Consider the following 12,336-nt stretch of genomic DNA (forward strand, 5'->3'; position numbering starts at 1 on the left):
CGATCCCGGGGAACGGGCGACAGCGTGCGTCCGAAGTGGCGCCCTCGGTGCCCCGCCTGACCTTTGGTAGGTCCCGGCCCAGAACGGTTCGGGCCAGGGAGCCGAGCAACATCAGGCGCCGTTCGCGGATCTCGCCGGCCCAGTCGGCCTCCGCCACGCTTTCCGGGCGCGGGGCCGCGTCCAGGGGGTTCAGCCGACCGGGCAGGCCGGGGCCGAGAGCGACGGACCGGCCGCCGAGGGATTCCGCCATCGGCGTCCACTCGCCCTTCGGGTCGCACGGGACGTGGACCCGGTATCCGAAGGCCACCGAGCGCAGGGCGAAGCTCTTGGCGAGGGCGCTCTTGCCCTGACCGATCACCCCGGCGAGCAGCAGGTTCGGGTTGGTGAACCCCTCGACCTCGCTGTACAGGGCGAAGGGGTCGAAGACGAACGATGCCTCGGCGTGGACATCGCGGCCGATGTAGATGCCCTCTGCGCCGAGGACAGACGTCATCACGGCATCATTCCTGGAGCGGTGATTTGGGCTTCGAGGTCAGCGACGCGACGGTGTTGGAAGCGAAGAGGGCCGGCCTCAACCTTGAGGCCGCCGACATGCCGCACAGCAGAGCCGGCTTGGTCTACCTCGTCGAGTTGCTTTGGGCCATCACTCTGACCTGGTTGTTCTCCGGTCAGCGCGGCAATGAGATCGCGCGCCTGCGTCTGGGATGCATCCGATGGCAGCACGACGGCGCAGCCCGACTCGCTGTTCGCCGACCGTGGTTACGCCCACGACATCTACCGCGCCCAGGTCCGTGCCCGCGGCATCGTGCCCGACATCGCCAGCCGAGGCACACGACAGGCACCGGCCTGGGCACCTATCGGTGGGTGGTCGAGCGGACCTTCCGCCTGGCTACACGGATTTCGACGCCTGCGGATCCGATGGGAACGGCGGGCCGACATCCACGAAGCGTTTTTCGAACTCGCCTGCTGCCTCATCAGCCACCGACAAATCAGCTCATTGTGTTAGCCACTGTTAAGCCCCGGATAGCGAAAGCGCCGCTCACGCTGCGGCAACAACGGCTCCAGGCAGTCCCACAACTCATCAGACACGATCCATGGCGACGTCCCCACCCCCAACCGAACGCACAACTGCCGCCTCGGACACGGCGATCAGGGCCGATCCACCTCTTTGTGTTAGCCGTCTTTGAGGGTCGGCCCTATTGCACCTTCGGGACTATTCAGCTGATCCAGCACTCCGGAACGCCGTTCCGGTCGTCGCACTTTGCATCCTGCAGGTTCGTAATCTTGGTCCAGACCCCCGCCCCGTGCCAGGCCCGGGTGGAGAAGGTCATGTAGTGGCCCCGGTTGTTGAACGTGAAAGCGTCAACGTCGATGTTCCCGCCCCCGTAGTGGTCGCCCGGTGCTAGGTACAGCTGGTTACACGGCGCGTGCCACCACGAAGGGGTGGAGCCGCCATCCTTGTTCCACACGTCGCAGTAGCCCGACGTTCCCGTCCCGAGGGTGGTGGTGATGTACATCCCCCAGGGCGTGAGGTTCGTGACTTCCCCGCAGGGGGTCCACGTGCCGCATCCGCCCATGACCGCCGCAGGAGTTGGTGTCGAGGCTTGAGCAGTTGGGCTCAATGTGAGCGTGCCAGCACAGCTGACTGCCGCAGCGGCCAAGGCAACTGCCGCCCGCATCTTCGTTCTCATTGTTCCTCCACTGATCTAGGCCAAACCCAACGCTTGACCCTGCCGAAATTCGAGCGTTCGAGGAGTGCGATGCCTATCTCAATCCGATCATCAACCACGGCGAGACACCGTCGATCGACGCCAACCCCTGGATTTGAACCCAATCGAAAGCGGTGCCAATTCCCGCTGAAAGGTGTCATGTCTCGCTGAGATTTTCAGTGGGCTGACATCACGATACAGCTCTGACAGATTGGATTTCGAACGGTATCCACCAGGGGCTGCATCATCGAACTGGCGGCAGTGCTGGGCAGGTTACCACCAGGAAGTGCACCCACCAGAAAGGCTGCTGCAGACCCGGAAGTGCACGGCGTCGCGATCGTTATAGCTGCCTGAGTACGCAGAGTTGTAGACTGTGCCGTCCGCAAAGCGTTGCAGGTAGCTATACGACGGCAGCGTGGCTACCCCATTCAACCACCACTTCCCGTCGTAGTGCTTTCCCTCCCAAACCCAGCTCTTGCATATCGGCAGGCGCCCTCACTTCCCGTTATCGTGGTACATACCTGTGCCGCCGACGCGGATGATGTGAGCCCCATGGTCGTGCCCGCAACGGCGGCGACCGTCACACCGATTTAGGTAATTGCTCGCTTCACGTGCCCCCTTGTCTAACCGTCAGGGCTCCAGAAGTCCTGGCTGAGGTCAATTGCGCGGATCCTACGAGTGCAGCCCAGCTATCGAATAGATAGATTTTCGGCCAATCAAGCCCATGCCGAGTCGATATAATCTTCATGCCTGTTGGCCTACTTGACCTTGGTTCTGCAGGGCTGTGAGCGTGTGACTTAAGGTTTTCATGATCGGCCTGAGTCGGCCAGATTTACGGCAAGGGTGACTTCAGCAAGGTCGGCAGCCCAGATAGAGACAGTTCTTGCTAAAAAATGTCAGGTCTCGCTGAAAAGCTCACCCGGCGGCGGCGTACCTTTGGCGGCGGCGACGCTCCAGCAGTTCCACCCCGGGCACGTGGGAGTGGTCTACCTCTCCTTAGACGTCATTTCACTTGGTGAGTCTGCGGTGACATATGAGGGTGGCGGCGATGGCGGTGAACGCGAGGAAGTGTTCCGGCTTGCGCTCGTAGCGGCGGTGGAGGCGTCGGCAGCCAGACAGCCAGGACACGGTCCGCTCCACGACCCAGCGGTGCCGGCCCAGGCGTTGGGACGACTCGACGCCCTTGCGGGCGAGACGGTGCGGGATGCCGCGGGAAGCGAGCCATTGCCGCAGGTAGCGGTAGTCGTATCCCTTGTCGCCATGCAGCTTGCCGGGCCGCCGGCGTCGGGGTCCGCGTCGGGAACGGATGGGCGGAATACCGCGGACCAGCGGGATGAGTGCCTGGCTGTCGTGAAGGTTGGCGGCGGAGATGCCGACCGACAGAGGCAGGCCCTGGCGGTCCACGATGAGGTGGATTTTCGATCCCCTTTTGCCGCGGTCGGTCGGATTCGGTCCCGTCAGCTGCCCCCTTTGAGGGCACGGACGCTGACGGAGTCGATTGCGCACCGCGACCAGTCAAGGCCACCCCGGGCACCGAGTTCGTCCAGGACCAGGCGGTGCAGCTTGGCCCACACCCTGGCTTCTGTCCACTCGGTGAACCGCCGGAAGGCGGTGACCCCCGACAGCCCGAAGCCCGGCGGCAGTCGGTTCCAGGTGCAGCCCGAGGTGGCCACGAAGACGATCGCGGCCAGCGCCTCGCGGTCCCCTCGCCGGCGGTGCCCTCCACCCTGCGGGCGAACCGGTGCCGGCGGCACCACCCGCTGGAACAACGTCCACAACTCTTCCGGCGCCATCCGCTCGACAAGCGCAGCAGTCATCACCCCAGACCGCCGCAAGATCACGCCAACTGAAATGACGTCTAAAGCGCGTTGCAGAAGACCGTGAGTTTGCAGGTCAGGGCCCGTCTACGGCTGTGCTGATCACGCGGACAGGGCGAGGTTGTGCATGTGCGCGACCGCTTGGACGGCGTGATGGAGGCCATCGCCGTGCTGTCGGCAGTCACGAAGGGCCTTGTAGTTCTTCAGTCGGCCGATCGCATGCTCGACCCGCGCACGGACACGGCGATGCTCCGCGTTGTCGGCTTCCTCACCAGCCAGCAGCGCCCGGCCGGGTCGTTTGCGGTGCGGGACGACCAGCCCGGTATTGATGTAGGCGCCGTCGCCGAGCACCGTGACTCCCCGACACTGCTCCGGCAGGCCGGAGTTCCGCCAGACATGGGCGTCGGCCTTGTTGCCCGGAGCCGGACGGGCCGTCGCCACGACCAAGCGGGTGTCGGCATCGATGATGACCTGCACGTTCACGGAGAACCGGTAGTTGCGGCTTGAGGCGCCGACCTTGCGGTCGCGGACCGGCACAAGCGTGCCGTCGACGATCCACAACCGGTCCGCGGCATCGGCCGGACGCGAGGTCGGCGCGATCGCGAGGAGGGGTCCGAGCCGCCGGATGACCCTGCACACCGTCGCCGGCGAGATGCCGAACAGCGGCGCGAGCTGCCGCATGGTGAGGTTCGTCCGGTAGTAGACCGCTACCACCAGCACCCGCTCGGCAAGCGGCAGACACCACGGCCGGCCGATCCGCGGCCCATCGCCACCTCGCTCCCGCACCGCCTTCAGCAACCGCTCGAACTGCGTCATCCGCAGCCCCGTGAACGTCTCCACCCACAACGGATCAGCCCTCAACACCCCACGCATACAAGGAAAATGCCCTGATCACGGCCTTCTGCAACGGGCTTTAGCGGACGCATTCCGTGCGGGACCAGCCCAGCTCGATGAGCGGATGCCGGTTGCGCATGTAATGGACGTCGGTGTCCTTGGCCCGGTGGAACTCATCCGTGGAGATACCCACCCACTGCTCGACGAATGTACTCTTCGGGATGCGCTGCGGGTAAGGGTGACCGAGGAGTTCCCGGACCTTCTTCTTGATCGGCTTTATCTTGTATTCCCCGGTGCACTGGCGCCTGGTCATACCGGGTCTGCCGTCCTTGTTGAGGACATGCAGAGGCATGGAAGCGAAACGGTGATCCGGGTTGAGGGCGTCCTCGCGGATGTTGCCTGAGCAGACGCGTAGAAAGGGAATTCCCGCGGGCTCGGCTATCTCGTGTTCCAGGCGGTCCAGGTGAACGTAGACGGCCGCCGGTTCCCAGCCGGTGTCGGCGAAGATCGCGTAGTCGACCTTCGGGAGAATGCCTTCGGCTGACAGGGCGAGCATGGCGCTGGACTGCACTCCAGCGCCTAGTGAAATGGCTCGGAAAGCGGGACGTTCGGAAATGACGGGTCCTTCGGGAAGCGGACATCGGGGTGCGGCCCGGTAGCGAGGCGGGCAGGGTGTGCGTGGTGCGGGGCAGGATCTCCAAGCGGGCGCCGGTCAGACGGTCGGCCAGCTGTGCGGTTCGGGCGGCGGGGATGTGCCGGTCATCAGCAGCAGCCGCCCGCCGAGCTGCTCCAGGACGGGCGGGCGGCGGGCCCGGTAGCGGCGCAGGGACTGCCAGAGCGCGGCGAGATCGGCGGTGGGTGTGTGGCGTACGCCGTCGCGGCACGGCGGCGGACCGTCGGCCGCCCCGGTCTCGGGGCGGGTCGGTGACGACCTGGACATTCACACCGTGTTGGCGGTGCTTGGCCGAGCGGCGGGCGCCCGCTGATGCGGCGGGAGTTCGCGCCGCCGGTCACCCTCACGGGTGACGATGAGCATCGTGACCCACTCGACGAGGGCATGCGGGAGGTCGAGTGGGGCAGGAAGGGGGACCAACGAGGCTTCTGTGCTGACAGGTTGGGACTTCGAATGCCTCCCCCAACGGTACGAGGGCTCTGTGCTTTGCGGCCCTCACCTCGATGCAGTCGGCCTCCCCCGATCAGTGGCCGCGCTGAGAACGCTCGGTGCTCGGGCACCCTTCCCGCGCAGCCATTAGCGCTAAGGAACGATCTTCCTCTCCTAGCACGGTGATCCTTGCCCTCGCCCGAACGCCTCGATGCGACCCTCAAATCCATGGCAGAAGACGACACGTACCATCAAGACAACTCACAGGGGCAGGTGACGCCTGTTCGGGCCGAAGCAGAACGCCTGCTAATCGAAGCGCAGCGTCTGGAACGCGCTGCCCACAAACGCGTGGTCATTTGGGGTGTGACAGACATTGCACTCGGATTTCCGGCCGCAGTCCTCGCCGGGCTCGCAGGAGCTGCGGGACTTGCTTCGTCGGGGCTCCGTGTCCCTGCAGCGCTGCTCGCCCTCCTCTCCGCCGGCCTATCAGCAGGAGCTGGCTTCCTCCGCTGCGACGTAAGACGCGCCGAAAACCGACGCAGCCGTCTGGCATGGTCTGAGGTTGAAGCGGGGGCCCGACTGCTCCTCGCGCGGAACACCCAGCAGGATCGCGAGGCCGCTCACGAAGCTCTCCGAGACCTGTTCGACTGCCGGATTCGAGCCATCGCGACCCATGCTGAGAGCGACCCCGTTAAACGATTCACAGAAAGCTAATGGGAACCAGTCGAACGCGGCATGACCCGGCTGAAGCCCTGGCAGATCTTCCGCAGATGCCGTATCAGTCGCAACCGGATGACCGCCATCGCCCAAGCCGTCCTCACCCTGGAGAGCCAACGCTGAAAAGGCTCACAGGCGGCACGTACGGCACATACTCCTGAACGTGTACCTGCTCGGCCGTAATGATCCGAACCGACACCGGTCGGTAGTCGTTCCTTACCCCTACCCGCCACGATCCGTTGGAGACCCCGGAAGACGCTCAGGGCGGCCGTCTCGTCGCGTTGTAGACCTCCGCACCGCTCGACAGCCGCATCCTGTGTCGCGATCCCCGCTCCTCCACCTGCTTCCCACCCGCCGTCCGGTACCGGACTTTGTGCAGATTCGGACACCTCGATCACCGCGACCGCGGATGCGCAGTTCCTGAAAAAACCGACCCCATCCAAAGCTTCAGTACAACCGAACCCATAACTGCTGACCGCCAGACAATCAGATCGCTACTGACCTGCGAAGACGCGCGCACGGTCAGCTGCGTTCGGGAACTGGGTCGGCCGGTCCCAGGAAGAAATCGCACAGGCCCGCCAGGACTGGATGGAAGGGACCCGTTTCGGCGAGGTGAAGGGGTACGAGGGTGCCCCGCTGCCTGCGCCGGAGCTGCCGCCTCTGCCGTTGAAGCCGCGAGGGAGGGTGCGCTGAGCTGCAGGAAACGGCGAGGTGGGCGACTCTCAACCCCCGCTCGTCGGTGACCTGGCCATACGCGGCGCCGTACGGTGGTGTCGGTGGCGCGGGCAGGAGCGCGTCGACGAGCGGCTGACGCCGACAGCACCGTGTCTGCCCTCCCGGCCGAAACGACGCCCCCTCAGCCTCCGTCGCGCTGGATCTGGACTTCGGCCTCCCGTCCGCAAGACGTGCCCGTGAGCATGTTGCCGGTGGCGGCGGAGATGACCGCATCGAGCCGGTCCCGGGCGTGCAGGAGTTCGGTGATGCGCTGGTCGACGTGACCGCGCTCTGTCGTCAGCCGCTCGAGCAGGGCGGGTGTGGCTCGGGCGTCGATGACGCACGGCAGGAGCTCGGCGATGGTCCTGCTGGACAGCCCGGCGGCGTAGAGCTGCTGGATGAGCTGGACCCGGTCGACCGCGCTCTCGGGGTAGTGGCGCTGGCCGCTGGAACTGCGCTCGGCGCTGAGCAGGTGCTGCTCCTCGTAGTAGCGCAGGGCCCGGACGCTGACGCCGGTCCGGGCGGCGAGTTCTCCGACGCGCATCTCGTCTCCTGGGCGACTCCGTCAGGCGACTTGCCTCTGACGTCAACGTCAGGTTTTAGCGTAACCGACGTGCGCCTCACCGAAAGGCTCGCCCGGTACGTCCACCGGTACGTCCACCGGTACGTCCACCGGTACGTCCACCGGTACGTCCACCGGTACGTCCACCGGTTCGTCTCCGGGTTCGATTCCCCGGCCGTCTCCCGGCGCACGAAGCCCGAACGCAAGGAGGACGCGCGCATGACCGCGAGCCAGATGACCGGCCTCACGGACCCCCCGTTCACCCCGACCGTGTCGGTCAAGCCGGTCGTGCTTCCCGCGCCGTATCGCGGCGAGGATCTGCCCGTGCGCGTTTCCGCACCCGTCACCGGTACGAAGCTGCCGATCGTGGTGTTCGCGCACGGATTCGGTTCGCATCTGGACGGCTACGCGCCGCTGGTCGACCATTGGGCGTCCCATGGTTTCGTAGTGATCCAGGCCACACACCTCGACTCCCGGCGCTACGGTCTCCCCGCCGACGACCCCCGCAGGCCCCACCTGTGGCGCTACCGCGTGCAGGACATGAAGCAGATCCTCGACGAACTCGATCACCTGGAGGCGTCCGTACCCGCCCTCGCCGGCCGGGTGGACCGCAGCCGCATCGTCGCGGCGGGGCATTCCTTCGGCGGCCAGACCGCGGGTGTCCTCGTCGGCCTGCGTGTCATGGATCCGATGACTGGCATCGCGCAGGACATGTCCGACCGCCGGGTCATGGGCAGCGTCCAACTGGCCACCGCCGGCAGGGGCGGCGACGAATTGACCCCCTTCGCCCTCGAGAACGCTCCCTGGCTGCTCGGCCAGGACTTCTCCCACATCACCGCGCCCGGACTCGTCGTCGCCGGGGACAAGGACGAACTCCCGCTCTCCACCCGGGGACCGTCCTGGACGACCGACCCGTACACCCTCAGCCCCGGCGGCAAGAGCCTGCTGACGGTCTACGGCGGCCGGCACTCCCTCGGCGGCATCGCGGGCTACGAGGCAGCCGAGACCACCGACGAACAACCCGGCCGCGTCGCCCTCGTCCGGCAAGTCACCCTCGCCTACCTCCGCCACGTCACCGGCATCGACCACACCGACTGGGAAACCGCGCAAGTCGCGCTCACCGGCGACTCCCACCCGCTGGGCCGACTGGAGTCGAAGTAACCACCACCCCGACGCCGGACCCGGCCGCACCAGATGGCACTGAGGCCGCGCCCCGGGAAGCGGCCCACAGTGCACACCCATCAAGGTCAGGACCGCGCGGCGACCTCCGCGTGGGCGGCGCGCAGCGCGACCTTGTCGATCTTGCCGACTGCGTTCTTCGCGATGGCCTCCACCACGAAGAACGCGGTCGGGCGCTTGAAGCCGGTGAGGCTGCGGGCGCAGAGGGCCTGCAGAGCCGACGGATCGACGTGCCCACCCGGTCGCGGCTGGACGTAGGCGACGACGACCTCTCCCCATTTCTCGTCGGGGACGCCGATGACGGCGGCCTCGAGCACCGACGGGTAACCGACGAGGACGTCCTCGATCTCCTTGGGATAGATGTTCTCCCCACCCCGGATGATCATGTCCTTGGAACGTCCTACCAGGGTCAGGTAGCCGTCGGCGTCGACCCGGCCCACGTCGCCGGTGTGCAGCCAGCCGTCGACGATGACTTTCGCTGTTTCCTCCGGGCGTCCGAGATAGCCCCGCATGACGTTGGGGCCCCGCACGACGACCTCTCCGTCCACGCCCGGCGGCACCTCGCTGCCGCCGGGGTCGACGATCCGGATCTCCTGGCCGGGGAAGGGCAGTCCCACGGTTCCCGCGCGTCGAGGGCCCGCGACAGGATTGATGGTGGACGCGCAGGTCCCCTCGGACAGCCCGTACCCCTCCACGAGCGGGAACCCGTAACGGGCCTCGAACCGGGTCAGCAGCTCGGCGGAGGCGGGTGCCGCGCCGCAGACTCCGAAGCGGAGCGACGAGGTGTCGGGCCGGACGGTGTCCGGGAGCGCCGCGAGCATCGTGTAGATCGTCGGGACGGCGCTGAAGAAGGTGGGGCGCTCGCGCTCGACGACGTCGAAGAAGGTCTCAGGACGGAACCGGTCGGCGATGGCGACACTCGCGCCGGCCAGCAACGGTATGAGGGTGCTGACCACGATGCCGTTGACGTGGAAGAGCGGCAGGATCAGCAGGCACCGGTCGGCCGGCCCGACCTCCAGCGCCCGACGCCCCATGTCCGCCATGGCGTCGATGTTGGCGTGGTCGAGCATCACCCCTTTGGGCACCCCGGTCGTGCCGCTGGTGTAGATGAGCAGGGCCAGCGCGGACGGGTCCGGAAGGGGGGCCTCGCCCGGCTCCGCCGCGCCACCCTCCCGCAGTTCGCCGACGGCGAGGACGGCGGTCCCGTCCACTGCGGCGGCCTCACCGTCCTCGCCCACCAGCAGGCGTGCGCCGGAGTCCTTGAGCTGTCGGGCCACTTCGACGTCGGTCATGCTCGGGTTGACCGGCGTGATGGTGGCGCCGAGCCGCCAGGCGGCGAACAGCAGGAGCACGAACTCGACGCGGTTGGTCAGCTTGAGGGCCACGACGTCGCCGGGGCCGATCCCGAGGTCCTGGAGCTGACGTGCCGCCGCCTGGACGCGACGCAGCAACTGGACGTTGGTGAGCGCCTGACGGCCGTCCGAGACCGCGGCCCCGTCGGGGTCGAGGGCCGCGCGGCGGTCGGGCAGAGATGCGAAGTTCATGGCGGGGCGTCCCTGTCTCGGTGTCTCGGTGTGTCTCGGTGTGATGCGGTGCCTCGGTGTGACGCCGTCCGGTCACGCAGCCGACGCGGCGGCCGCCGGGTCCAGTTGGCGGGTGAGGAACTCGATCTGGTCGCGCACCAGCACCTCGAAGGTCTCGCCGGTGTAGAAGTCGAAGTGGCCGGCGTCGTACCTCTTGGTCTCCCCTCTGGGCGCGGTGCGCGCGTAGCGGAGGGTCTGGGCGGGAGGCGTGACGGAGTCGGTGTCGCTGACACAGAAGAGGATCGGGAAGGCGATCTTCTTGGCCGCGCGCCCGGGCCGGTAGGTGAGGATGGTCGGGATGACCCTGGCCGCCACCTCGTTGCGGAACGTCGTTCCCGGGGGCTGGAGCGCCTGGTATCCGGGCAGGGCGTCCGGAGCGTTCATGAGCGCCGTTGCGCCGGGGGCGGCGGCGATCGGAACCATGACGGGCGGCTTCCCACGACCTCGCGCCGCCAGATCGCGGGCCACCACGGGGAGGACCTTGAGCGAGGCGGCGGGGCCCAGCGCGAGCGCCGCGGCGAGACCGTCGGTGAACGGGCACTGCGCCACGGCCGCGCGCAGTTCGGGATGGCGGGAGGCGACGGTGATGGCATGGCCGCCGCCGAACGAGCTGCCCCACACGGCGATACGCGTCCGGTCGACGTCCGTGCGCGTCTTGACGTAGGCGAGGGCGGCGTCCCAGTCGGCGAGCTGACGCTTGATCGACAGGAGCTGGCGCGGGTGGCCGCCGCTGTCGCCGAAGTGCCGGTAGGTGAAGGCCACCGCGGCGATGCCGGCCTGTGCGAAGCGCTCGGCGAAGGCGTCCAGGCGCATCTCGCGGACGGCGCCGAGGCCGTGCCCGAGGACGACGACGGGCGGAGACGTGACGCCTGTGGGGAGGTAGAGCCATCCGGCGCATCTGCTGTCGCCGGAAGGGAACGTGATGTCGTGCCGGGTGAAGGACTGCTGCGTGGTCATCGTCGGATCACCGCCCGCTCGTCGGGCGACGGCCCGGCACACTGCCCGAGGCGAGAGCCCGAGCGTAGGTGCCCGGTGTGTAGAGCGGGAGTTCGCCGGTGGCGGCGGTGGTGGCCTGGTAGTCGAGCATCAGTTCCTGGCCTTCCTTCGACATGATCTGGACGAAGAACTCGGCGCGTTCGACGTGCAGGCCGTCCTCCAGGGACATCGAGCCGCCGAAATACACCGACCTCTTGGCGGCCGCGACCGACCCCTTCGACCGCTTCCCGAAGTGCTCGGCGAGATCGACCGCCTGCGCGACCACCTTGTCCTGCGGAACGACCTTGTCCACCGCGCCGTTGGCGAGGGCCTCCTCGGGCGTGAACGGCTTGCCTTCGAGGATCGCGGCCAGGGACCGGTGGGTGCCGATCAGGCGGGTCAGCCGCTGGGTGCCGCCGCCGCCCGGGATGATGCCGAGGAGGATCTCCGGCTGCCCGATGAAGAAGTCTCCGTCGGCCATGACCCGCAGGTCGCACGCCCAGGCGAACTCCGCGCCGAGGCCGAGGGCGGAACCGTTGAGGGCGGCGACGTAGAGCACACCGCTGGCGTTCATCCGCAGGAAGCTCCTGTGCAGACGTTCCAGCTGCAGTGCCCCGCGCATCGGGGTCCTGCGCATCACGGGCCCGAGGAGGCGGGACCGGTCCACGTGCTTGGCCATGCGGACGACGGCTGAGGCGGCGCGCCGGCCGACCGTGGGACTCGCGGCGCCCTCTTCCTGCAGCCACCGGACCGCGGCATGGCTGACGAACCGCTCGGGATGCGCCCCGGTGAAGACGACGGCACGGATGTTCGGATCACGGTCGGCTCGTGCCACCAGCCTGTCCAACTGCTGGGCGATGTCGAGGCCGAACTCCTGGAGCGGGCCGCCGTCCACCCGGACGATCAGGACGGCCCCCCGATCTTCGATCGTCAGACGGCCCTTGTCTTTGTATGGCATGAGTTCTGCTCCCGTGCTGAGTTCATGGGGATGGGACAGTGCGTGCGGACGGCCGCGGATGCGTGTCGCAGCGATGAGGTCGGGTCCGCCCCGACGTGCTGGGTGCGCATGGGCGGCAGGAGACTGGACCAGCGCGTGATGACGTGCCCGAAGGCGGACGCGGGTGTCCGAAGAGGCACGTCACAT

9 protein-coding genes and 6 pseudogenes are annotated in these 12,336 nt (G+C 67.4%); 3 read left to right on the plus strand and 12 right to left on the minus strand.

Translation table 11 applies throughout. From position 1 onward, the window contains the following. Positions 1–67 precede the first annotated feature (67 nt). Positions 68–481 (minus strand): annotated as a pseudogene (locus tag L3078_RS40420) (ATP-binding protein); the annotation flags it as partial. Positions 482–742: 261 nt separating this feature from the next. On the opposite strand from L3078_RS40420, the pseudogene L3078_RS40425 reads away from it, so the two are divergent. Next, positions 743–1,006 (plus strand): annotated as a pseudogene (locus L3078_RS40425) (transposase); the annotation flags it as partial. An 11-nt stretch (positions 1,007–1,017) separates the two neighbouring features. Here the strand turns inward: L3078_RS40425 and L3078_RS40430 are convergent. From L3078_RS40430 to L3078_RS40460, 7 genes and pseudogenes are all read right to left on the minus strand, one after another. Next, positions 1,018–1,110, minus strand: a pseudogene (locus L3078_RS40430) (IS5/IS1182 family transposase); the annotation flags it as partial. Between the two features lie 107 nt (positions 1,111–1,217). Beyond that, positions 1,218–1,517, minus strand: a complete 300-nt coding sequence (locus L3078_RS40435; RefSeq protein WP_239759194.1) for a hypothetical protein — start codon at positions 1,515–1,517, stop codon at positions 1,218–1,220. A 1,200-nt stretch (positions 1,518–2,717) separates the two neighbouring features. Continuing rightward, positions 2,718–3,526, minus strand: a protein-coding gene (locus L3078_RS40440; RefSeq protein ID WP_239759195.1) for an IS5 family transposase whose coding sequence is annotated in 2 segments (ribosomal slippage) — positions 2,718–3,176 and positions 3,179–3,526 — 807 coding nt in all. Because the reading frame shifts where the segments join, the coding sequence is not laid out codon by codon here. A gap of 102 nt (positions 3,527–3,628) precedes the next feature. Further along, a complete protein-coding gene (locus L3078_RS40445) occupies positions 3,629–4,399 on the minus strand; it encodes a transposase family protein (RefSeq protein WP_239759196.1) in 771 nt (256 codons plus the stop codon). A 43-nt stretch (positions 4,400–4,442) separates the two neighbouring features. Continuing rightward, positions 4,443–4,916 (minus strand): annotated as a pseudogene (locus L3078_RS40450) (adenine nucleotide alpha hydrolase family protein); the annotation flags it as partial. Positions 4,917–5,072: 156 nt separating this feature from the next. Further along, positions 5,073–5,300 (minus strand): hypothetical protein, encoded by a 228-nt coding sequence (locus L3078_RS40455; RefSeq protein ID WP_239759197.1) that lies wholly within the window; start codon positions 5,298–5,300, stop codon positions 5,073–5,075. A 27-nt stretch (positions 5,301–5,327) separates the two neighbouring features. Then, positions 5,328–5,453 (minus strand): annotated as a pseudogene (locus L3078_RS40460) (IS5/IS1182 family transposase); the annotation flags it as partial. Positions 5,454–6,710: 1,257 nt separating this feature from the next. Between L3078_RS40460 and L3078_RS40470 the strand changes: the two are divergent. Then, a pseudogene (locus tag L3078_RS40470) lies at positions 6,711–6,872 on the plus strand (pirin family protein); the annotation flags it as partial. A gap of 163 nt (positions 6,873–7,035) precedes the next feature. Here the strand turns inward: L3078_RS40470 and L3078_RS40475 are convergent. Then, positions 7,036–7,437: a MerR family transcriptional regulator gene (locus L3078_RS40475; protein ID WP_239759198.1), complete on the minus strand. Its 402-nt coding sequence runs from the start codon at positions 7,435–7,437 to the stop codon at positions 7,036–7,038. Positions 7,438–7,674: 237 nt separating this feature from the next. On the opposite strand from L3078_RS40475, the gene L3078_RS40480 reads away from it, so the two are divergent. After that, positions 7,675–8,616 carry an alpha/beta hydrolase family protein gene (locus tag L3078_RS40480; RefSeq protein WP_239760675.1) on the plus strand — a complete coding sequence of 314 codons (942 nt, stop codon included), beginning with the start codon at positions 7,675–7,677 and terminating at the stop codon, positions 8,614–8,616. Between the two features lie 86 nt (positions 8,617–8,702). Here the strand turns inward: L3078_RS40480 and L3078_RS40485 are convergent, their stop codons facing one another. The 3 genes from L3078_RS40485 to L3078_RS40495 all read right to left on the minus strand — a co-directional run bounded on the left by L3078_RS40485 (position 8,703) and on the right by L3078_RS40495 (position 12,150). Next, positions 8,703–10,178: a class I adenylate-forming enzyme family protein gene (locus tag L3078_RS40485; protein WP_239759199.1), complete on the minus strand. Its 1,476-nt coding sequence runs from the start codon at positions 10,176–10,178 to the stop codon at positions 8,703–8,705. 72 nt (positions 10,179–10,250) lie between these two features. Beyond that, positions 10,251–11,174 (minus strand): alpha/beta hydrolase, encoded by a 924-nt coding sequence (locus L3078_RS40490; protein ID WP_239759200.1) that lies wholly within the window; start codon positions 11,172–11,174, stop codon positions 10,251–10,253. A gap of 7 nt (positions 11,175–11,181) precedes the next feature. Further along, positions 11,182–12,150 carry an enoyl-CoA hydratase/isomerase family protein gene (locus L3078_RS40495; RefSeq protein WP_239759201.1) on the minus strand — a complete coding sequence of 323 codons (969 nt, stop codon included), beginning with the start codon at positions 12,148–12,150 and terminating at the stop codon, positions 11,182–11,184. Positions 12,151–12,336 lie beyond the last annotated feature (186 nt).

Origin of the sequence: Streptomyces deccanensis (assembly GCF_022385335.1) — a bacterium.
Taxonomy (GTDB): domain Bacteria; phylum Actinomycetota; class Actinomycetes; order Streptomycetales; family Streptomycetaceae; genus Streptomyces; species Streptomyces deccanensis.

Coding starts and splice junctions, on each gene's coding strand:
- L3078_RS40435 (WP_239759194.1), bottom strand. CDS start 1,517: ATGTACATCACCACCACCCTCGGGACGGGAACGTCGGGCTACTGCGAC.
- L3078_RS40445 (WP_239759196.1), bottom strand. CDS start 4,399: ATGCGTGGGGTGTTGAGGGCTGATCCGTTGTGGGTGGAGACGTTCACG.
- L3078_RS40455 (WP_239759197.1), bottom strand. CDS start 5,300: ATGTCCAGGTCGTCACCGACCCGCCCCGAGACCGGGGCGGCCGACGGT.
- L3078_RS40475 (WP_239759198.1), bottom strand. CDS start 7,437: ATGCGCGTCGGAGAACTCGCCGCCCGGACCGGCGTCAGCGTCCGGGCC.
- L3078_RS40480 (WP_239760675.1), top strand. CDS start 7,675: ATGACCGCGAGCCAGATGACCGGCCTCACGGACCCCCCGTTCACCCCG.
- L3078_RS40485 (WP_239759199.1), bottom strand. CDS start 10,178: ATGAACTTCGCATCTCTGCCCGACCGCCGCGCGGCCCTCGACCCCGAC.
- L3078_RS40490 (WP_239759200.1), bottom strand. CDS start 11,174: ATGACCACGCAGCAGTCCTTCACCCGGCACGACATCACGTTCCCTTCC.
- L3078_RS40495 (WP_239759201.1), bottom strand. CDS start 12,150: ATGCCATACAAAGACAAGGGCCGTCTGACGATCGAAGATCGGGGGGCC.